The sequence below is a fragment of the Streptomyces sp. NPDC005752 genome (assembly GCF_040630715.1).
In the GTDB taxonomy this organism is placed as follows: domain Bacteria; phylum Actinomycetota; class Actinomycetes; order Streptomycetales; family Streptomycetaceae; genus Streptomyces.
In genome coordinates, this window is record NZ_JBEXYB010000039.1 from 16,649 (window position 1) to 37,636 (window position 20,988).

At 71.0% G+C, this 20,988-nt stretch carries 18 protein-coding genes; 9 read left to right on the forward strand and 9 right to left on the reverse strand.

Annotated features, from left to right (window positions below; genetic code table 11):
* Positions 1–10: 10 nt before the first annotated feature.
* From ABZ441_RS27565 to ABZ441_RS27575, 3 genes are read right to left on the reverse strand one after another with little or no spacing between them, the layout of a single operon-like run.
* The gene (locus ABZ441_RS27565; protein WP_358978998.1) at positions 11–1,282 is read right to left on the reverse strand and encodes an FAD-dependent oxidoreductase; all 1,272 of its coding nucleotides are present in this window, start codon (positions 1,280–1,282) and stop codon (positions 11–13) included.
* Entirely contained in the window at positions 1,279–2,700 is a 1,422-nt protein-coding gene (locus ABZ441_RS27570; RefSeq protein ID WP_358979000.1) for an FAD-dependent oxidoreductase, read from the reverse strand. Before ABZ441_RS27570 ends, ABZ441_RS27565 begins: the two co-directional genes overlap by 4 nt.
* Positions 2,697–4,130, reverse strand: coding sequence for an FGGY family carbohydrate kinase (locus ABZ441_RS27575; RefSeq protein WP_358979002.1), 1,434 nt, complete (start codon positions 4,128–4,130; stop codon positions 2,697–2,699). Before ABZ441_RS27575 ends, ABZ441_RS27570 begins: the two co-directional genes overlap by 4 nt.
* 374 nt (positions 4,131–4,504) lie before the next feature.
* On the opposite strand from ABZ441_RS27575, the gene ABZ441_RS27580 reads away from it, so the two are divergent.
* Together ABZ441_RS27580 and ABZ441_RS27585 are read left to right on the forward strand one after the other, a co-directional pair.
* Positions 4,505–5,515 carry a hypothetical protein gene (locus ABZ441_RS27580; protein WP_358979004.1) on the forward strand — a complete coding sequence of 337 codons (1,011 nt, stop codon included), beginning with the start codon at positions 4,505–4,507 and terminating at the stop codon, positions 5,513–5,515.
* Between the two features lie 97 nt (positions 5,516–5,612).
* On the forward strand, positions 5,613–7,142 hold the full coding sequence (locus ABZ441_RS27585) for an amino acid permease (RefSeq protein ID WP_205023851.1): 1,530 nt from the start codon (positions 5,613–5,615) through the stop codon (positions 7,140–7,142).
* Positions 7,143–7,163: 21 nt separating this feature from the next.
* Here ABZ441_RS27585 and ABZ441_RS27590 read toward each other — a convergent pair whose 3' ends face one another.
* Entirely contained in the window at positions 7,164–7,931 is a 768-nt protein-coding gene (locus tag ABZ441_RS27590) for a sulfite exporter TauE/SafE family protein (RefSeq protein ID WP_358979007.1), read from the reverse strand.
* Positions 7,932–8,076: 145 nt separating this feature from the next.
* Between ABZ441_RS27590 and ABZ441_RS27595 the strand changes: the two genes are divergently transcribed.
* The 7 genes from ABZ441_RS27595 to ABZ441_RS27625 all read left to right on the forward strand — a co-directional run bounded on the left by ABZ441_RS27595 (position 8,077) and on the right by ABZ441_RS27625 (position 16,713).
* Positions 8,077–9,198, forward strand: a complete 1,122-nt coding sequence (locus ABZ441_RS27595; RefSeq protein ID WP_358979009.1) for a substrate-binding domain-containing protein — start codon at positions 8,077–8,079, stop codon at positions 9,196–9,198.
* A gap of 102 nt (positions 9,199–9,300) precedes the next feature.
* Positions 9,301–10,668 (forward strand): extracellular solute-binding protein, encoded by a 1,368-nt coding sequence (locus ABZ441_RS27600; RefSeq protein WP_358979011.1) that lies wholly within the window; start codon positions 9,301–9,303, stop codon positions 10,666–10,668.
* A 48-nt stretch (positions 10,669–10,716) separates the two neighbouring features.
* Positions 10,717–11,718, forward strand: a complete 1,002-nt coding sequence (locus ABZ441_RS27605) for a sugar ABC transporter permease (protein ID WP_358979014.1) — start codon at positions 10,717–10,719, stop codon at positions 11,716–11,718.
* The gene (locus ABZ441_RS27610) at positions 11,715–12,590 is read left to right on the forward strand and encodes a carbohydrate ABC transporter permease (RefSeq protein WP_358979016.1); all 876 of its coding nucleotides are present in this window, start codon (positions 11,715–11,717) and stop codon (positions 12,588–12,590) included. The genes ABZ441_RS27605 and ABZ441_RS27610 overlap by 4 nt, the downstream gene beginning before the upstream one ends.
* Before the next feature lie 35 nt (positions 12,591–12,625).
* Complete coding sequence (locus ABZ441_RS27615; protein ID WP_358979018.1) at positions 12,626–13,654, forward strand: hydroxyacid dehydrogenase; 1,029 nt, start codon at positions 12,626–12,628, stop codon at positions 13,652–13,654.
* Positions 13,651–15,546 carry a DUF2264 domain-containing protein gene (locus ABZ441_RS27620; RefSeq protein ID WP_358979020.1) on the forward strand — a complete coding sequence of 632 codons (1,896 nt, stop codon included), beginning with the start codon at positions 13,651–13,653 and terminating at the stop codon, positions 15,544–15,546. The genes ABZ441_RS27615 and ABZ441_RS27620 overlap by 4 nt, the downstream gene beginning before the upstream one ends.
* 498 nt (positions 15,547–16,044) lie before the next feature.
* Complete coding sequence (locus ABZ441_RS27625) at positions 16,045–16,713, forward strand: hypothetical protein (RefSeq protein WP_358979110.1); 669 nt, start codon at positions 16,045–16,047, stop codon at positions 16,711–16,713.
* 52 nt (positions 16,714–16,765) lie between these two features.
* Here the strand turns inward: ABZ441_RS27625 and ABZ441_RS27630 are convergent, their stop codons facing one another.
* The 5 genes from ABZ441_RS27630 to ABZ441_RS27650 all read right to left on the reverse strand — a co-directional run bounded on the left by ABZ441_RS27630 (position 16,766) and on the right by ABZ441_RS27650 (position 20,951).
* On the reverse strand, positions 16,766–17,407 hold the full coding sequence (locus tag ABZ441_RS27630) for an LUD domain-containing protein (RefSeq protein WP_358979022.1): 642 nt from the start codon (positions 17,405–17,407) through the stop codon (positions 16,766–16,768).
* Positions 17,404–18,948 carry a lactate utilization protein B gene (locus ABZ441_RS27635; RefSeq protein WP_358979024.1) on the reverse strand — a complete coding sequence of 515 codons (1,545 nt, stop codon included), beginning with the start codon at positions 18,946–18,948 and terminating at the stop codon, positions 17,404–17,406. Before ABZ441_RS27635 ends, ABZ441_RS27630 begins: the two co-directional genes overlap by 4 nt.
* Positions 18,945–19,712, reverse strand: coding sequence for a (Fe-S)-binding protein (locus tag ABZ441_RS27640; protein ID WP_358979026.1), 768 nt, complete (start codon positions 19,710–19,712; stop codon positions 18,945–18,947). The genes ABZ441_RS27635 and ABZ441_RS27640 overlap by 4 nt, the downstream gene beginning before the upstream one ends.
* 148 nt (positions 19,713–19,860) lie before the next feature.
* Positions 19,861–20,592 carry an FCD domain-containing protein gene (locus ABZ441_RS27645; RefSeq protein WP_358979028.1) on the reverse strand — a complete coding sequence of 244 codons (732 nt, stop codon included), beginning with the start codon at positions 20,590–20,592 and terminating at the stop codon, positions 19,861–19,863.
* An 80-nt stretch (positions 20,593–20,672) separates the two neighbouring features.
* The gene (locus ABZ441_RS27650) at positions 20,673–20,951 is read right to left on the reverse strand and encodes a hypothetical protein (RefSeq protein ID WP_358979031.1); all 279 of its coding nucleotides are present in this window, start codon (positions 20,949–20,951) and stop codon (positions 20,673–20,675) included.
* Positions 20,952–20,988 lie beyond the last annotated feature (37 nt).

Consider the following 20,988-nt stretch of genomic DNA (forward strand, 5'->3'; position numbering starts at 1 on the left):
GGCCCGCCCTTCAGCGCACGGTGATCCGTACGGACGAGCCGGCGGGGTCGACCCGGTCCGTCCAGTCGGCCGCCAGGGTGAACGGCCTTCCGGGGACCGCTGCCGCCAGATGCCGCTCCCGGTGGAGCTCACGCCCGTCCTGCGAGACGACGAGCAGCGGCCGGGCCAGCCGCAGCACGGTGCGCAGCACGAACCGGCCCCCCTGCGGGCGCACCCCGTCCGGCCCCGTCAGGTTGGGGGCGATCCACTGCAGCGGTGCTTCGACGACCAGCGGACGACCGCCTCCCGCGGGGTCGTCGGTTCCTGCCAGGCGGTGCAGTACGGGCACCGCCACGGCCCGGCCCTCCCCCGCGGCGAACCCCGCGCGTTCGACGGCGTGCAGCAGGTTCCCGGCCGCGAGGACACCGGGCCGCGAGGTCCGGAACGAGGCGTCGTAGGCGGGACCTCGGGTGCCCGGGTCGAGAACGAGCCCACCGCGCCTGGCCAGTTCGTGGTCGGGGACGAAGTCGCCGGTCAGGACGAGTGTGTCGCAGCGCAGTGTGGTGGTGCGGCCGTCGTCGTGGCGCAGCGCCACCCCGGACAGCCGGGTCCTGCCCGTGAGTCCCGTGACGGTCGCACCGGTGAGGAGCGGGACGCGCCGGTTCCGCAGCCGGACCGGCGCGGACGGACGGTCGGTGACCATGGCGACGACGTCGACCCCGGCGGCGCGCAGGGTGGCGGCGGCCGCGTGGCCGACGGGCTCGTCACCGACGACGACCGCCCTGGTGCCGATCGGCTGGCCGTACAGGTCGACGGCCTGCTGGAGCTCGCCGGTGGTGTAGACACCGGGCGGCCGGGTGCCGGGGATCAGCCGAGCGCTGCGGGGCCGTTCGCGGGCGCCTGTGGCGAGGACGACGGCTCGGGCGGTGATCCGTTCGAGTCCGGCCGGTCCGGTGGTCTCGACGGTGCGGGGTCCCGCCCAGCCGGTGACGGTGACTCCGGTGCGCAGGGCCGCGCCCGCGTCCAGGGCAGCGGTCACGCTCCGCCGGGCGTATTCGGGCCCGGTCGTCCCTCGCTGTGCGTACGCGGATGCCGTCGCCGATGCCCAGGCGTACGCGGACCGGTCCAGACGTCCCCCGAATCCGCCGTGGTGACAGTGGCGGGGCATTCCGCCGGCCTGCTGATCGCGCTCCAGGATCTCCACCCGTCCCGCTCCCGCGGCGGCGAGTTCCGCTCCGGCCGCGAGACCGGCGGGGCCCGCGCCGACGATCAGGACGTCGACCTCACGTGCGATGCGGGTCATGGCCGCGCCTCCTCGAACAGGGCGCGGACGGCGGCGCCGCAGTGGAAACCCTGACAACGGCCGCCACGGGCGCGCGTGCGGCGCCGTAGGCCGTCCAGGGAGTGCGGGGGGATCGTCGAGGCCAGGGCGTCCCGGATCTCGCCGAGGGTGACCTGTTCGCAGTGGCAGACGAGCGTGCCGTATGCCGGATCCTCGGCGATCAGGGCGGCGTTCCGGAAGGGGCGGGGGAAGGCGTCGCCGAGGCCGGGCATCGTCAGGGGCGGGAGTGCGTGGGGCTCGCCGTGGTCCAGCCCGGTCGCCGCGAGGAGTTCCATGACGTGGCGGCCGATCGCCATGGACGCGGTGAGGCCGGTGGAGCGGATTCCGCCGACGGCGACGTAGCGCAGAGCGGGGTACTCCTGGATGCGGTAGTCCTCCTGGCCGGTGGCGGCGCGCAGGCCCGCGTAGACGGCGGTGACCTCCTCGTCGATGAGCCCGGGCACGATCCGGCGGCCCTTCTCGCGGAGGAGGTGCAGGCCGTCGGCGGTGGATCCGGTGTCGGTCTTGTCGTCGAGCTCCTCGGCGGTGGGTCCGAGGAGGACGTTGCCGAACACCGTCGGTGCGATCAGGACGCCCTTGCCCTCCGGGCCCGGGACCGGCAGGAGGATGTGGCCGACGAGGTCGCGGGCGAGCTTGTCGTAGACGATGAGCTGGCCCCGGCGCGGGGTCACGGTGAACGCGTCGTGGCCGAGGAGCCGGTCGATCTCGTCTGCGTGCAGCCCGGCCGCGTTGACCAGGTAACGCGTGCGCAGCGGTCCGCGCGAGGTGGTGAGCGTATGGCCGTCGGCGTCGCTGCCGACGTCCGCCACCCGGCAGTTCAGGTGCAGGTGGACGCCTGCCCGGACCGCCTGGGTGGCGAAGGCGAGCGGGGTGGTCCAGGGGCAGATGATGCTCTCGTCGGGAACGTCGAGAGCACCGAGCGCTCCGGGTCCGAGATGTGGTTCGCGGACCCGCAGCTCGTCGGCTCCGATGACGCGGGATCTGTCGTAGCCGTTGCGTACGGCCTTGTCCCGCAGTCGGGGTAGTGCGGCGAGCTGGTCCTCGTCCCAGGCGACGAGGAGGGCCCCGACCCGCTCGACCGGGATGCCGGTGTCCGTGGCGTAGGCGGCGAGGAGGTCACGCCCTTCGCGGACGAGGCGGGCTTCCAGCGATCCGGGGACGGCGTCGAACCCTGTGTGCAGGATCGCGGTGTTGGCCTTCGACGTGCCGTTGCCGATGTCGTCTGCGGCGTCGATCAGGGCGGTGCGCAGCGGGTGGCGGGCCAGTTCTCGGGCGATGGCCGCTCCCACGACGCCCGCGCCGATCACGGTGACGTCGTACGTGTCGTCCGCCTCCTGCCCCGAGGGCAGGGGGCCGGCCGTGGTGAGGGTGACGGTCACGCGCGCTCCCGCAGGCTGTCCACGGCGGCCCGGAATCCGGCGAGGCGCTCCGCCGCCTCCTCTGGGCCGATGCGTGGTTCGTACACCGCGGAGGGCCGCCACTCGGGTGTCGCGCTGCTCGGCGGCAGTCGGGGGTCGAGCCCGAGCCGTGCCACCGCTCCGGCCCCCAGCGCGGTCACATCGGGCAGTGCCGAGACCTCGACCGGGCGTTGCAGCAGGTCCGCCTGGGTCTGCATGAGCAGCGCGGATCGGGTCAGGCCGCCGTCGACGCGCAGTGTGGTCAGCGGGGAGCCGAGGTCGGACCCGGCGGCCTCGGCCAGGGCGACGACCTGCGCGGTGATGCCCTCGCAGAGGGCCCTGACCAGGTGTCCGGCTGTGGTGTCGAGGCCGAGGCCGGTCAGGGATCCGCGCAGGTCGCTGCGCCACCAGGGTGCGGCGAGGCCGGCGAGCGCCGGGACGAAGGTGACTCCGCCGGTGCTGGGGACCGACGCGCCCACCCGATCGAGGTCCGCGGCGCCGGAGATCACCCCGAGGTCGGTGAGCCAGCGCACGGCCGAAGCCGCCGTGTAGACCTGGCCGTCGAGGCAGTAGTCCGTCAGCCCGCCGAGACGCCAGGCGACGCAGCTGACGAGGCCGCTGGAGCCGGTGCTCGGCCGACGGCCGGTCTGGGCGAGGAGGAACGCCCCGGTGCCGTAGGTGCATTTGGCCTGGCCGGGTTCCAGGGCGTTCTGTGCCAGCAGGGCGGCCTGCTGGTCGACGAGGAGGCCGGTCAGGGGTACTTCCGGGCCGAACGCGGTGGTGGTGCCGACCGGTCCGGCGCAGTCGACGACGTCGGGCAGCCGTTCGTCCGACAGGCCGAAGATCTCCAGTGCCTCGGGCGACCAGTCGACGTCGCGGAGTCCGAGGAGCTGGGTGCGCCCCGCGGTGGCGGCGTCGGTGACGAAGGCTCCCGTCAGCTGGTTGACCAGCCAGGAGTCGCTGGTCGTCACGACACCTCTCCGGGTCACTTCACGGCGGATCCACGCCATCTTGGGGGCGGCGAAGTACGGATCGAGCGGTAGCCCGGTGAGCCGCTTCAGCTCGTCCCCGTGTGCGGCGAGCTCGTCACAGATCCCCTCCGCGCGCCGGTCCTGCCAGACGACGGCGTCGGTCAGCGGCCGGCCTGTCGCAGGGTCCCAGGCCAGCACCGTCTCGCCCTGGTTGGCCAGCCCGACGGCCGCAACGGGTTCGGCCGCCTCCGCCACCGCCTGCCGGCCGGCGTCGAGTACCGACCCGATCAGCTCGGCGGGATCGGCCTCCACGAGGCCACCGGCGCCGTACCGCGGGCGCACGGGCGCCGAACCGGAACCGATCACCCCACGCTCGGGACAGATCACCAGTGCCTTGGTCCCGGACGTCCCCTGGTCGATGGCGAGTACCGGCTCTGTCAAGCGACGCTCCAGCCGTGCGGACCACCCGGACCCGGGCGGAATCGTGATCATCTGGTCCCTGCGCCCACAGTCGTGCAGACCACGTCTTGCGTCAACCCTCTCCAGAACATCCTGCGCGGCGCCCCGGCGAGAGATCAACGTCCTGTGCGTGTGGACTACTTGAGTAAGATCCGCGGAGTCACCGAAACGCCGGCTCTCCGGGCTCTACACTCTCCGCCGGGTGAACAACCGGACGATGACCACCGGTAGTTCATCGCTGAACAGCCCAACCCCCCACGTTCCATGAGGATTCATGACGAGACGAATCTGCGCCGTGCCGCCGTGTCCGGCCTCCCGCCCTTCCCCCACCGCGCGTTCAGGGGCGGGGCGCACGCATGGCTGCCGGTGATTTCCGGCCGGTCTACCACCCCGCAGGCCACGATCACGCGTTGCGGGTGGCATTACAGGATGTGCGTACCGGCCGCTGGCTCGCCATGCGGAATCTGCTGGAGAGCACGCCGGACTGGGCGCTCTGGACCCAGCGGACCCAGATCCTCGCGGCTGTGGCTGCGGGCTCCGACACGGTGCACACCTGGCTCGCCGAGGAGCCGAAGAGCGTCGCTGCGACGGTGATGCTCGCACGGGTGGCCGTGGAGCGGGCCGTCCGCGCCCACCGGGAGGGGCGTCCGAGAGCGCAGGAGCTGTGGCATGAGGCGTGGGAGGGGTGCCGCTCCGCCGCGCACGCCTCACCCACGGATCCGGTGCCCTGGGTCTGCCTGCTCGCACTGTCCCAGCTCGACGAGGGGCAGCGTATGGAGGAGCACCGGCTGCTGCCTCCCGGCCCGATGCTGTTCCCCGGGCCGTGGGGGTTGCTGGCGGAGGCGGACAAACGCGATCCGTTCAACCGCGAGGCCTATCACCGGATGCTGCAGTTCGTCTACGCGAGACAGGCGAGCGGCTCCCTCTCCGAGGCGGTCAACTTCGTCCAGTGGGCGGCCTCTTCGGCCCCTGAGGGCTCCTCGCTCCATGTGCTGCCGCTCTATGTCCGGGTGGAGCGCTACCGCCGTGAGCACGGTCACGAGCGGGCGCTTGACCTGCACTGGGTCACCGAGGACGGTGAGCGGGACGCCCGGCGCGCCCTCGACATCTGGTTCGCGGCCGCCGAACCGGCCGCACGGTCCCTGCTCGATCTCAACCATCTCGCCCACGCGTTGTGGGGTTCGCTCCGGTTCTCCGACGCCGCACCGGTGTTCCGGGCGATGGGTCCGTACTACACGTCGGTGCCCTGGGCCCACCGCACCCGTACCCCGCAGGATCCGGTCGGCGCGGAGGACGTGTTCCTCCGGGCCCGGAACCGCTGTCTGACCGCCGAGCCCGTGCCCGGGAGAGAGCCCCCGCACGGCTGACCGGCCGGCCCTCGACAGCGAACCGCCCGTGGCTGACCTGCCGTCACCGCCTCAGGACCCTTCCTTTCCCCGTCCCCCCACCCGGAGGTCATCTCCCATGTCCATATCCGCCTCGACCCCGTCGAGCACGGAGCCCACACCGCAGAAGGACGAAGAGCAGCGGCTGCGCGAGCTCGGGTACCAGCCGGTACTGGCCCGTCGCATGGGCGGCTTCGGCAACTTCGCGATCAGCTTCTCCGTCATCTCGATCCTCTCCGGCTGCATGACGCTGTACGGCTTCGGCATGTCGACCGGTGGCCCGGCCGTGATGCTCTGGGGCTGGGCCGGTGTCGGCCTGTTCGTGCTCTGTGTGGGCATGGCCCTGGCCGAGGTCACCAGCGCGTACCCGACGTCGGGGGCCCTTTACTACATGGCGGACCGGCTTGGTGGCCGCAAATGGGGCTGGTACACCGGGTGGCTGAACCTGCTCGGTCTCCTGGGCGCGATCGCCGGCATCGACTACGGGGCTGCCCTGTTCACGGGAGCCCTGCTGAATCTGCAGTGGGGCTTCGATCCCACCCCCGGTTCCACGATGCTGATCTTCCTCTGCATCCTCCTGCTGCACGCGGTACTGAACCTCTTCGGTGTGCGCCTTGTCAGTGTGCTCAACTCGATCAGTGTCTGGTGGCACCTGGGCGGTGTGGCCGTGATCGTGACGGTGCTGGCCATCGTGCCCTCCAACCACCAGTCGCCGTCGTTCGTCTTCACGGAGTTCGTCAACGGCACCGGCTGGGAGAACCCGATCTATGTGGCGGCGATCGGTCTGCTCCTGGCCCAGTACACCTTCTGCGGTTACGACGCCTCCGCGCACCTGTCCGAGGAGACGTCCAACGCGTCGGTGACGGCGGCCAAGGGCATCGTCCGGGCGATCTGGGTCTCGTGGATCGCCGGTTTCGTGCTGCTGGCCGGACTGACCTTCGCCATCCAGGACTACGCGGGCACCCAGAACAGCGCAACCGGGGTCCCCCCGGCACAGATCCTGATCGACGCGCTGGGCACGGCGGGCGCCACCGCCATGCTGCTGATCGTGATCGCCGCGCAGCTGTTCTGCGGCAACGCCGAGGTCGCCGCCGCCAGCCGGATGGTGTTCGCCTTCAGCCGTGACAACGCGCTGCCGGGCTCCGCGCTGTGGCGCAAGGTGAGCGCGCGCACCCAGACCCCGGTGCCCGCCGTGTGGCTCTCGGTCGCCGTCGCCGCGCTGCTGGCGGTTCCCTCCCTGTACTCCGCGACCGCGTACGGGGCCGTCACGGCGATCAACGTCATCGGGATCACGCCCGCGTACGCCATCCCGATCTACCTGAAGCTGCGGGCCGGGGACCGGTTCGAGCGCGGCCCCTGGCACCTCGGCCGCTGGTCGAAGCCGATCGGCTGGATCGCCGTGGCGTGGGTCGCCGTCGTGAGCGTGCTGTTCCTGCTCCCGCAGTCCTCGCCGGTGACCATCGACTCGATGAACTACGCGTCGATCGCCCTGGTCGCGGTGCTGGTCCTGGCCACGGTGTGGTGGTTCGTAGCGCGCCGTTCGTACAGCACTCCGGCCGCGTACGGCAACGCACGTGAGCAGGCGGAGATCGCCGAGGGCATCGTCTGACAGCCCCTCCCCGGGCGGCCTTCAGCTCAGCAGCAGCTGGAGACCGCCCAGGACGGTGGCTCCGATCACGATCCGGTCGAAGAGCCTCTGGTTGATCCGGCCGACGCAGGCCCGGCCGAGGTACGCACCCGGGATGACGAAGAGCACGAGGGCTGCGTCCAGCAGCAGCGACTGGGCGTCGATGAGGCCGAGTCCCACGCTGAAGGGCACCTTCGAGGTGTTGACGATCAGGAAGAACCACGCGGACGTTCCGAGGAAGCCGAGCTTCCGGAAGCCCGCCGAAAGCAGATAGAGCGACATCACGGGACCGCCGGCGTTGGCGACCATGGTGGTGAATCCGCCGAGCACCCCGTACGAGCGCGCCTTGAGGCGCCCGCCGCGCACAGGGCCCTCCTCGTTGCCGTCTCCCGCTTCCGGCTCGGGCCGGGCGCGACGGCGCAGGACGGTGACTCCCGCCATGAAGAGCAGGATCGCGCCGATCGAGGTGCGTACGGCGGCGTCGTCGGCCCACATCATGAAGACCGTGCCCGCCACCACGCCCACCGCGACGGCGGGGAAGAGCCGCAGCAGGGTCGGCCAGTGGGCGTGACGACGGTAGACGAGGACGGCGAGCATGTCGCCGGCGATCAGGATCGGGAGCAGCACCCCGGTCGATTCGCGGGCCGGGAGGACGGCCGCGAAGACCGCGAGGCTGATCGTGTTGGCACCGCTGACCGCCGTCTTCGAGAACCCGACGAGGGTGGATGCCGCCGCGAGCGCGGCCAGTTGCCAGAGTGTGATGGTGTCCATGCCGGATCAGATGGTAGACACAACTTCCTGTCGGCGGGTGCTCGTCCACCCGGTGACCGCACGAAGCGCGGGTCCCTCGCTATGCTGCGATCGCTCACGAAAACGTTCAAACGAACATCGCACAGCGGTAGGCAAGGGGGCCAGCATGCGGGAGCCGGTTGAGCTGAGGCGGAAGCGCATTCTCGCCGTGGTGCACGCGCGCGGCGCGGTCAAGGTGAGTTCGCTCGCCGACGAGCTGGACGTCTCGCCGGTCACGCTCAGGCGGGACGTGGAGGAGCTGGCCAGGACGGGCATGCTGCGGCGTGGCCACGGTGTGGTCCGCCCGATGGGGGAGGCGGGACGGACGGCGGCGGTGCCTGCCGCCCGGAGCCGTGAACCGGAGGCGGACGGAGCCGCGGTCGCCCTCGTCGTCCCGGAAAGGCATTCGTATCTCTACGAGACCCTGCACGGCGCCAGGACAGCCCTGGAGGAGGCAGGGACCCGGATCACCCTGTACATCGCCCCGCAGGCGGCCGGGGCCGAACGGCCGCAGGTGGAGCGGGCTCTGGCCGCGGGCGCGCGCGGGCTGCTGATCGCCCCCCGGTGGCGCAGCGTCGCCGGCGAGGAGGCGGACTACGGCTGGCTCGCCGGGATGGGGGTCCCCACCGTCCTGATGGAACGGCGGCCCCGGCCCGGCAGCGCGCTGCACGCCATGGACTCGGTCTGCTCCGATCACTGGTACGGGATGCACCTGGCCGTGGACCACCTGATCTCGCTCGGTCACCGCCGACTCGTACTGGCCGCGCGGAACGACAGCCCGACAGCGCGCTCCATACGGGCGGCGTTCACCGAGATCGCCGCCTCCCGGCCCGAGGTGGAGGACTGGTCGGTGGTGCTCAGCTCCCCGAACGCGGGCCCCGGGGAGCCGGGCGCACGGGAGCCGGTCCCGGATCTCACCGCCCTGCTGCGGGACCGCGGCGTGACGGGTGCCGTCCTGCACGGCGACGAGGACGCCCTGATGCTGGTCCAGCGGCTGGCGGAGAGCGGGATCCGGGTGCCGCGGGACTGCTCGGTGGTGGCGTACGACGATGTCGTCGCGGCGCTGGGCAGCACCGCCCTCACCGCGGTGGCGCCGCCGCGGGCCGAGATCGGCCGGGCGGCGGCCGAGCTTCTCCTCCACCGGTTGGCGGACCCGGCAGGTGCCACCGGTCCGGTGCGCCGGACGGAGCTGCTCCCCCGCCTCGAAGTGCGCGGATCGACGCAGGGACTGCCCCACCCCACAGTCTGATCGTTTGAACACTTCAAGCTTCTTTTGATCGATCTATTGACCCTTATCGATCAGCCGATCAGTATTCCCCGTGTCTCGAATCAGGAGCCGCGGGAGGCGCACATGCCTGGTCGACAGAGCCGTCGATCCGTGCTCGCCACGATCGCCGCACTGCCTCTGACAGGCGCGCTCAGCGCCTGTGGAGGCGGTGGCGGAGACACACGATCGGGCGGTACGAGCAGTACCGGAACAAGCGTGAGCAGCAGGACCGGCAGGAGGACGCGGATCACCTTCTGGTCCGCCCTGCGGGGCAGTCAGGAGGTCGTGGACGCGTTCAACCGCAGCCACGACACCGTTCAGGTCGACTACCAGCAGGTCCCTTCGGGGGCCCAGGGCGGGTACGCCAAGCTCAGCAACGCGGCCCGGGCCGGAAACGCCCCGGACGTCGCCACCATCGAGTACCCGCAGGTCCCGGGCTTCGCCATCGACGGGGTCTGCCGCGACATCACGGACCTGGTCGGCGAAGGGCTGCGCGCCAAGCTGCTGCCGCAGGCGCTGGGCCTGACCACCTTCGAGAAGCGGGTGTTCAGCGTCCCGCTCGACATAGAACCCATGGTGCTGCACTACCGCACCGACCTCTTCGAACGGTACGGCCTGACCGCCCCTCGCACCTGGGAGGACTTCGAGGACGCGGCGAGGTCCGTACGCCGCAGGAGCGGCGACCGCCGGATGGCGCTCTTCCCGACGGACGGTGACACGCATCTCGCCGCGTTCGCATGGCAGGCGGGGGCCCAGTGGTTCGACACGTCGGGCGGCGCCTGGAACGTCTCGCTCGCCGACGCGCCCACCCGGCGTGTGTCCGCCTTCTGGCAGCGTCTGACCGACCAGGACCTGGTCTTCATGAACGCGGTGGAGAGCCGGCAGAGCGATGTCCAGATCGGGAACGGCCTGGTGCTCAGCAGGCTCAGCGGCGCGTGGGACGCCGGAGCGCAGATGAAGGCCCGTCCCGGCCAGACGGGCCGGTGGGCCCTCGCACCGCTCCCCCAGTGGGATCCGGCCGACCCGGGCGTGGGGACGCACGGCGGCTCGACCTTCGCGATCACCAAGGACAGTGCGCATCCGGAGGCCGCGATGGAGTTCATCGAGTGGCAGGTGTCGCACGCGGACGCGCTGCGTGCCCGGCTCTCCAGCGGCGCGAGCAGCCAGTACCCCGCCGCGCCCGGGCTCGTCGATGTGGGCCGCCAGGCCTTCGACCGCGCCTACTACGGCGGCCAGGACATCTACACCCTCTTCGAGCAGGAGGCCCGCAAGATCCGGCCGGGCTGGACCTGGGGCCCCCGGATGACGGCCACCGGCAAGCTCATGAAGGACGGGCTGGCGCGGGCGAGCGGAGGCCAGGGCACGATCCTCGGAGCGGTCCGGGCCGCGCAGGACGGCACCATGCCGGACCTCAAGGCCCTCGGTCTCTCCACCACCCGGCGCTCCACCTGACCGGTGGTCCGCGTCCCGTTCCCAGCAGCAGAGAGGCAGGTGACACCCATGACCAGCGCCACTCCCGTGTCCGTAGCCGCGGACGCCACCACCCGGCCGTCACCGAGAAGTCCGGCCGCAGCCGCGCCGGCACCCGGATCCCGCAGGTCCGCCCGGCGGCGTGAACTCGGCGCCTGCGGCGTCCTGATGACGCCGTTCTTCGTCCTTCTGGTGACCGTCTTCCTGATCCCGGTCGCCACCGCCGTCCATCTGAGCTTCTTCAGCGACGACCAGCCCGGCCTCGGCTTCGGACCCGAGCGGACGGTCTTCGCCGGGCTCCGCAACTACGCCGCCGTACTGGCCGACCCGACCTTCCTCGGCGGTCTCGGTGTCGTCGCCCTGTACTGCGTGGTGTACATCCCGCTGATGGTGATCGGCGCCCTCGTGCTGGCGCTGCTGCTGGACTCGGGCGTGGTCCGCCTGCGGGGCACCGTCCAGCTCGCGCTGTTCCTGCCGCACGCCGTCCCGGGGATCATCGCGGCCCTGATCTGGCTGTACCTCTACACGCCGGGCATCAGCCCGGTCATCGACCTGCTCGGCAGGGCCGACATCACCGTCGACTTCCTCGGGGTGCACACCGTCCTCCCGTCCATCGTGAACATCGCGCTGTGGAGCAACCTCGGTTACAACATGGTCGTGTTCTACGCCGCCCTGCAGGCGGTCCCCCGCGAGGTGATCGAGGCGTCGGTCGTCGACGGCGCCGGCCCCGTCCGCACCGCCCTGCAGGTCAAGGCCCCGTTGGTGCGCTCCTCGATCGTGATGGTCGCGATGTTCACGCTCATCTTCGCGCTCCAGCTCTTCACCGAACCGATGCTGCTGAGCCAGTCGACCCCGATGATCAACTCGCGTTTCTCGCCCAGCATGTACATCTACGACGCGGCCTTCACCCGCAACAACTACGGTCTCGCGGCAGCCGCCTCGGTCATCCTGCTCCTGTGCACGATCGCCCTCTCCTACGGCGTCACCCGCTGGACCAACCGCGCAAACGCCGCCGAGGAGGGCGCCCGATGAGCGCGTCGACCCTGTCCCGCCCCGCATCACCGCTGCGGCCCCGGCTCCTCGGCCGCTCCGTCGTCAATCTCGTGGTCTTCGTCTCGGTGCTGTACACCCTGCTGCCGGTGCTGTGGCTGGTGCTCGCCTCCGCCAAGGACAGGGACGCCCTGTTCAGCAGCGACTTCCTGTCCCTGACCGACTTCTCCTTCGTCCAGAACATGAAGGACCTGTTCGCCATGGACGGCGGGCTGTACGGCCGCTGGTACGGCAACAGCCTGCTGTACGCGGTGCTCGGCGCGGCCCTCGGCGCCCTGATCAGCATCGCGTGCGGCTACGCCTTCGACAAGTACCGCTTCGCTCACAAGGAGAAGCTGTTCGGCCTGGTGCTGGCAGCCGTCATGGTGCCGCAGACGGTGCTTGCCCTGCCGCTCTACCTGATGGCTTCCGGCACCGGCCTCGTGAACACCTTCTGGGCCGTCTTCATCCCCGTCCTGTTCAATCCGTTCGGGGTCTACCTCGGCCGGATCTTCAGCCAGGGCTATGTGCCCGACGAGGTGCTGGAGGCCGCGAGGATGGACGGCGCGGGCGAACTGGCCGCCTACTTCCGGGTGGCGCTCCGCATGCTGGGGCCCGGGCTGGTGACCATCTTCCTCTTCCAGCTCACAGCCATCTGGAACAACTTCTTCCTGCCCATGGTGATGCTCTCCGACCAGGACCTGTACCCGGTCAGCCTCGGCCTGTACTCATGGAACAGCTCCGCGTCCGTATCGCCCGAGTACTACCCGGTCGTCATCATGGGCTCGCTGCTCGCGGTGGTGCCCCTGATCCTCGCCTTCGCCCTGCTCCAGCGTTTCTGGCGGTCCGGACTGACGGCGGGTGCCGTCAAGTAAGGGCTGTCCCACCCGGACCACCGCACAGGAGAACCATGCCCAGCACTCCCCCCGCACACCGCCGGCCGCGCGCCGCGCTCGCCATGGGAGCGGACGCCGCAGCCGCGGTCCTGACCCCGGACTCCCTGGCGGCGCTGGCCGAGGTGTGCACCCTCGCCCCCGGGCCCGCGATCGACGACTTCGCGACCGAGGCGGCCCGCACCGTCCTCGCCGACACCGAGATCCTGATCACCGGCTGGGGATGCCCGCCGGTCCACGCGGGCGTCCTGGCCTCCGCGCCGTCGCTGCGGGCCGTCGTGCACACGGCGGGCACCGTGCGCGGCCATGTCACCGACGCCTGCTGGGACAGAGGCATCGAGGTGTCGTCGGCTGCGGCGGCCAACGCCCTGCCGGTCGCGGAGTACACCCTCGCGATGATCCTGCTGTCCGGCAAGCGGGTCCTGGAGCGGGCCCGCGACCACCGGGCCACCCGTATGCGCGACGCCTGGCTCGCCATCCCGCCCGACGTGGGCAACTACCGCCGCACGGTGGGCGTTCTGTCGGCCTCCCTGATCGGCCGACGGGTCATCGAACTGCTGCGCCCCTACGACCTGCGGGTGCTGCTCCACGACCCGTACGTCTCGGACGAGGAGGCCGCCGGGCTCGGCGTACGCCCCGTCACCCTGGCCGGGCTCTTCGCGGAGAGCGACGTGGTCAGTGTCCACACACCGCTGCTGCCCGCCACCACGGGTCTGGTCAGCCGCGGCCTCCTCGCCTCGATGCGGCCCGACGCCGTACTCATCAACACCTCCCGGGGTGCGGTCGTCGACCAGGACGCCCTGACCGACGTGCTGCGGGCTGAACGCATCAGGGCGGTGCTCGACGTGACCGACCCCGACCCGCTGCCGTCGGACCATCCGCTGTGGGACTGCGACAACGCGCTCATCACCCCCCATCTCGCGGGATCCCAGGGCAACGAACTGCGGCGGCTCGCCGATCTGGCGGTCGGCGAGGTCGCCCGCTGGGCCGCCGGCGACGGCTTCGCCCATCCCGTACGACGCGAAAGGCTGGCATTCCTCGCATGACCTCCCTCTCCTTTCCGCTCCCCTCCGACGACCGCGCGACGAGCCCGTACACCGGCTACACCCGGGCCCACTGGGAAGCGGCGGCGGACGGTCTGCTGGACGCCGCCTGGAAGTGGGCCACCCCCGGACGGGCCCTCCTCGACCTGCCGGGCCGCCCCTCGCGGTCCGGGGTCAGGTCCGACGGCCTCGAGGGCTACGCCCGTACGTTCCTCACCGCCGCGTTCCGGGTCGCCGGCGCGGAGGGCAAGGACCCGCACAACTGGCTGGAGCGGTATGCCGACGGGCTCACCGCCGGTACGCGTACGGCAGGGCGGGACGACGCCGAGTCCTGGCCGCTGATCCTGGACCACACCGTGTTCGGCCAGCCGATGGTGGAGTCGGCGTCGGTGGCGATCGGACTGCGGCTGACCCGTCCCTGGCTGTGGGACCGGTTGGACACCGCCACACAGGACCGGGCGGAGGAATGGTTGCGCGGCGCCCTGCGTCACACCCCCGCACCCAACAACTGGTACCTCTTCCCCTTCTCCGTCGCCGGCTTCCTGGAGTCGGTCGGCCGGGGCGACGCAGAGACGGCCCGGGCCAGGCAGCGGGCGCTCGACCTGCTGGAGGTCTGGTACCGCGGCGACGGCTGGTACGCCGACGGGGACGGGCGCGCCTTCGACCACTACAACGGGTGGGCGCTGCACCTGTATCCCGTACTGGACGCGTACCTGTCGGGCGACGCGGAACTGTCCGCGCACTACGGCGCGCGGTTGAGCGAGCATCTGGAGAGCTTCTCGCTGATGTTCGGTGCGGACGGCGCCCCGATGCACTTCGGGCGCTCCCTCACCTATCGATTCGCGGCGGGCGCGGCGGTCGGGATGGGCGCGGTGTCCGGCCACACCCCACTGGCGCCGGGCGTCTCACGCCGGCTGGTCAGCGGGTCGCTGCGGTACTTCCTCGAGCACGGTTCGGCCGGGGACGACGGTCTGCTCAGCCTGGGCTGGCACGGTCCGCACGACGCGACGCTCCAGGTGTACTCCGGTCCGTCGTCGCCGTACTGGGCGTCCAAGGCCTTCGTCGCGCTGCTCGCCCCGGCGGAGCACCCGCTGTGGACGGCGGAGGAGGAGGCCGCCCCGAGCGAGGGCCCGGACCGGGTGCTTTCGCTGCCGTCGCCGGGGCTGCTGGTGCAGTCGACGCGGGCGGACGGCATCGTGCGGCTGCACAACCACGGCAGCGACCATGTCCGTCCGCACGAGGGCGAGACCGCGGACGTGTCGGACCCGCTCTACGCGCGCCTCGCGTATTCGACGGCCACCGGTCCCACGGCGTCCGCGAACACCGCGGACAATCACCTCTCGCTACGGGTCGGGGGCTCCCGCAGCAGCCGTGTCCGGATCCAGCCGCTGGGTGCGGGCCACGGCGAGGACTGGGGCTGGGCCGCGTCCTGGCACTGCCCGGTCTTCCCGGACGGCCCGCCGACCTGGCCGGGACTGCGGGTCGAGAGCGTGACCGTCGTGCGGGGCCGGTACGAACTGCGGGCCCACCGCGTCCTCGGCGCGCCGGCCGGTACGCGGGCCGAGCAGACGGGCTGGGCCACGGACCCCGGAGGCCCCGTGTGTTCCACGCTGCACGGGCTGCACGGCTGGGCGGAACCGGAGGACGTGCGGGCCCCGCAGGGCACGGCGTTCACCCGGTGGGCGGTGCTCCCGCGGCTCGGCGCAGACGTGGAAGGGACGGAACTGCTGGTGGCTCTCGCATCGCTGACGGCGGAGCGGGACGCGGCACCGCTCTCCGCGGTGGTGAGCGGGGTGAACGTGGACGGGGACACGGTCGAGGTCGCCTGGGCCGACGACGGTTCGAGGACCCGCATCGCTTTCGCCCCCCTTGAGGTCACCCACGGTCTCCGATGACCTGAGCGCCTGAGCGGGGATTCGACGACAGTCGGCGGCAGCCTTTCGAGGGTGTCGCCGACTGCTTCGGCGCAAGGCAGTGACCCCGGCCCGCCGGAGGCCGGACGAACCTCGGTCGGGGGAAACAGAAGGCGTCGCCCACATGAACAGGAAACTACGGAATCAGCAATGCAGTGCGACCTTTACCAACACCTCGCACAATCCCCTCAATTCATTTCCGAAACACACGCCACACAGTTACGCTGAGGCCGCTTCGCCGACTGGCGCAGCGACTGCCGAAACGCCCGGAGAAGGGCGTGGACCGCGGTTTTTCGGGGGTGTGAAGAATACGGAGACGGCTCGCCCTGCGCGGGATCCGGTCGACGATCAACGTTATTCATCGATGCTCTTCTGTTCATTCGATGAATCTTTTGACTAGGCGGCCGGACACCGTCACGGACTCCTTCTCACAGGCCCCGGAATTTCGTTGACGACGAGTGAGGAATACCTGTGCGACGCATCACATCCGTTGTTCTGTCCCTGAGCGCCCTTCTGGCGGCTTCCGCGCTGGCCTCGCCCGCGGCCGGAGCCGCACCGCGGGCCGACAGACCGGCTGCCGCAGTGCCCAGCGGCTGGGAGGCGGTGGACGGCACCGGTCTGACACGCATCACCGGGGAGGCGGACGCCCGCAAGGCCCCGTTGGGTGCTGGAGACGGCGTCACCACCACGGCTGCGGAACCCGAGCTCCTGGCCCTGCAGTCGGCGCGCAACGGGCAGTTCACCACGACCGAGGTGAACTACGCCGCGCCCCACACCGGTGCGCTGCGGGCCCGCTCCGCCACGATCGGCGGCGCCTGGGAGGGCTTCGCCTTCGAGTGGGACGAGGCTTCCGCGACGTACGCCCTGAAGTCCCTGGCGAACAACCGTTACGTGGCGGTCGAGAAGAACTACACCGGCCCGGCACAGAACGTGCTGCGCGCCCGCTCCACGAGCGCGGGCGGCTGGGAGCGGTTCGTCCTGTACTACAACGAGCAGCTCGACCGCTGGGCGATCCAGTCCACGCTGAACGGACTCTTCGTCGCCATGGAGAACGGCTACACCGGATCACTCCAGTACGCACTGCGCGCGCGTTCGACCGAGATCACCGGCTCCTGGGAGGAGTTCGCCCTCTACGATCTCGGCGCCTGACGCACGGCCGCACCCTGGTGCCCGCGAGCAGCGCGGACACCGGGGTCGGACCCTAGGCGTCGGTCCGGATCACCACCGCGAGGTTGCGGGGGCCGTGGACGCCCTCCACCCGCTCCAGTTCGATGTCGGACGTGGCCGACGGACCGCTGATCAGGGTCGTCGGCCTCTCCGGCACCAGCCGGGCAACCGCCTCGGGGACACCTGCCACGACCGAGGACAGGTCTACGACGCAGACGTGCAGGTCGGGGACGAGGGACAGGGCGCGCCTGCCCTGGTCGGACGATCCGTCCAGGAAGATCGTGCCGGTCTCGGCGCAGCTGACTGCGGAGGCCGTCACCACGCCGTCCAGCGCGTCGAGGCTGGGGGCGGGGATGTCGGCCGAGTCCCGCTGGACCTCGCCGTCGTAGGCGAGGAGCCACTGTTCGTCCAGCCCGTCCGGGACGCCGATCCGCCGGGCGCCGTGCTCACGCAGGATGCCGGCGATCACCTCGGGCGTGCGGTCCACGGTGCATGGGTGGACCTGTGCCTTGTAGTCGATCAGCCGACCGGTCAGGAGTTCGAGGCGTTGGCCGTCCGGGAGGGTGTGGCCGGTGCGGTAGGCACGGGGGACCGTGGTCCCGGGGGTGGGCGCGAGGGCCAGGGCGTCCCTGATCCTGCCGAGCACCGTGTCACGCGCGGTGGGGGTGGTGGTCACTGGTCCTCCTCGGTGGTCCCGGCCGAGAGCCGGGCACCCTCGTCGGCCGCTGCCCGCATCGCCTCCGCGCCTTCGGCCGAGGCCAGCCAGGAGCGGAAGGACTGCTTGGGCGGGGCCGCGGTGTCGCGGCTGTCGCTCCAGCCGCTGAGCGGGGCCGGCAGTCGTGAGATCGCGCCGTCGCGCCCGCCGAAGACCCTGCCGAGGGACGCTGCCTTCTGCGCGGCGGTGAACAGCTTCGGCCTGCCCATCACTCCGGCCGCGGCCTTCATGGCGAGCTTCTCGGCCGTGGTGCCGGACTGTTCGGTGTGCTGGTGGCGCAGTTCCACGAGCATCGACGGGATGTCGATCTTCACGGGGCAGGCGTCGAAGCACGCGCCGCAGAGACTGGAGGCGTACGGCAGCGAGCTGTTGGGGTCGTCCTTCGCCGCGTGCATCCCGGCGAGCTGCGGGGTGAGGACCGCGCCGATCGGGCCGGGGTACGTCGATCCGTAGGCGTGGCCGCCGGCGCGTTCGTACACCGGGCAGACGTTGAGGCAGGCGGAGCAGCGGATGCAGTTGAGAGCCTCGCGGCCGATCGTGTCGGCGAGCGCGGCGGTGCGGCCGTTGTCGAGGAGCACGAGGTGGAAGTCCTGCGGGCCGTCGCCGGGTGTCACTCCGGTCCACATCGAGGTGTACGGGTTCATCCGCTCGCCGGTCGAGGAGCGCGGCAGCAACTGGAGGAAGACCTCCAGGTCCTGGTACCGAGGCAGGACCTTCTCGATGCCCATCACGGTGATGAGGGTGTCGGGCAGGGTCAGGCACATCCTGCCGTTGCCCTCCGACTCGACCACGGTGAGCGTGCCGGTCTCGGCGATGCCGAAGTTGGCGCCGGAAACCGCCACCTTGGTCGTCATGAACTTCTCGCGCAAGTAGGCGCGGGCTGCTGCGGCGAGGTGCGCGGGCACGTTGTCGAGGTCCGGGTCGACGCCGGGGATCTCGTCGAGGAAGATCTGCCGGATCTCGTCGCGGTTGCGGTGGATCGCGGGGACCAGGATGTGCGAGGGCTTGTCGTCGGCGAGCTGCACGATGAGCTCGGCCAGGTCGGTCTCGTGCGGGGTGATGCCGGCTGCTTCGAGGTGCTCGTTGAGGCCGATCTCCTGGGTGGCCATCGACTTGACCTTGATGACGTCGCTGCTGCCGGTCGCCCTGACCAGCCGGGTGACGATCTCGTTGGCCTCGACGCCGTCGCGCGCCCAGTGGACGGTACCGCCGCGCTCGGTGACCTTCCGCTCCAGTTGTTCCAGGAGTTCGGGCAGCCGGTTCATGGTGTCGGTCTTGACGGCCGATCCGGCGTCGCGCAGTTGCTCCCAGTCGGGGAGTTCGCCGGTGACGTCGAGGCGCTTGGTCCGGATGGTGCGCGTGGCCCTGCCGAGGTTGCGGCGCAGTTGTTCGTTGCGGAGTTCGTCGTGGGCCGCCTCGGGGAACTTCCGGTCGCCACGCAGATTTCCCGTTCCGTACGGGGAGCGGGGCGGTGCGGCGGGCATGCCGAGGAACGTGCTCATCGGGCGGCCTCCATCAGGGCGTACGGCGTGGTGCGGGTGGATCCGAGGATCTGGGCGAGGTGCAGGGTGCGCGTCCCGGACCTGATGCGGGACAGCCCGCCTCCGATGTGCATCAGGCAGGAGGAGTCCCCGGCGGCGCACACATCGGCCTTCGTCCCGGAGATGTTGCGCATCTTGTCCTGGAGCATCGCGGTGGAGGTCTCGGCGTTCTTGACGGCGAAGGTACCGCCGAATCCGCAGCAGGAGTCGGCCTCGGGGAGCTCGACCAGGTCGATGTCCTCGACGGCACGCAGGAGCGCCAGCGGCTTGTCACCGACCTGGAGCATGCGCAGGGAGTGGCAGGTGGGGTGGTAGGTGACACGGTGGGGAAAATACGCGCCGACCCGGGTGACGCCGAGGACGTCGACGAGGAGCTCGGAGAGTTCGTACGTCTTGGCCTTGACGGTGGCCACCCCGGCGCGCAGCGCGGCGTCGCCGTAGCGCTCGGCGACGAGTGCGTGCTGGTGGCGTACCGATCCGGCGCACGATCCGGAGGGCATGACGACCGCGTCGATCGAGGAGTCCCCGAACTGCTCGGCGAAGTTGCGGACCAGCGGGACGGGTTCACGTTGGTAGCCGGTGTTGACGTGCATCTGGCCGCAGCAGGTCTGGTCCGGCGGGAAGACCACGTCGTGGCCGAGGCGGGCGAGCAGCACCGCGGTGGATTTCACCGCCTCCGGGAAGAGGGTGTCTCCCAGGCAGGTGGCGAAGAGTCCGATACGCATGGGGCCTCCTCGTATTTATGGTCCGACCATACTAGCCTCGGTCCGAGTCGGGAAGCCTCAGGGCACGCGCGGGGGAGGAAAGGCCGAACGGGAGCGGGGACGGTGTGTGCGCGCACCGTCCCCGCTCCCGTTCGGCAGCAGGCGTCCCCTACGGGGTGTCGTTCTCGTCGACCAGCGTTCCGTGCAGACCACGGATGTGTTCCTCGACCAGGTCCGCAGCCTCGCCGCCCCGCCCCTCGCGCACCAGCCGCAGAAGTCGCGCGTGCTGGTCGTTGAGCGCGCCCGCCGTGGCCGGCCAGTCGTCGGCCTCCTCGAGGGCCCGCAGGATGAGCGGGCGGACGGATTCGCGCACCGCGGACGTGAGCGTGGACGTCAGAGCGTTGCCCGAACTGCCGGCGATCAGGACGTGGAAGCGGGTGTCGAGGTCGTTGAACTCGGCCACGCCCACATCCGGCTCCCCCATCCGCCGGACGAGCTCCCCCGCCGCGTCGAGGTCCTCGGCCTTCGCGTGCCGGGCCGCGGCCTCCCAGCTGGACCGTTCGAGGACGACACGCGCCTCCAGCACGTCGTGCAGGCCGTAGCTGCCGAGCGCGAAGTGCAGACGCAGAAGGCGGCCGAGCGCGTCGTCCGGGTTACGCACGATGCGCGCACCCGAATCCGGACCCCTGCCGGGCTGGGCGACCAGGACGCCGATGGTCTCCAGCACCCTGAGCGCCTCCCGCAGCGCGGACCGGCTGACACCGAGCACCGGCGCGAGCTCCCGCTCGGGCGGCAGGCGGTCACCCGCCCTGAGCTCTCCGGCGAAGACCCGCTCCTCGATGGTCTGGAGCACGAGCTCATGGGTGCGGGACTGCCGTACGGGTTGCCACTCGACGGGCATCCGCTACTCCCTGTTCCGAGCGATACACATGCCCCGACTATGTCACACAGGACATGTGGTCGGACCAAAGCCCGGAACGCTCAGCGAGGCCGCGGTACGCCGCCCCGCGGCCTACGCCTCTGCGGGTCGAGGAGCTGTCCCGCCATCCCCGCCACGACCAGCCCGGCCGCGATCAGGAGGCCGTGACCGATGAAGATGCCGGCCAGCAGGCCGACGACGCCGACGGCGAGCCACAGCCACGTCGTGGGGCCAGGGCGGAATCCGCGCGAGGCGTTTCGCTCCGGGGCGTGGGCGCGTCCGGTGTCGTAGCCGCGGAGCCGGTCCTCGAAACCGTGCAGCCGCTCGTCGTAGTGGGGCATGGTGACTCCCTCCCGGATCGGATGGATCAGTCGGACC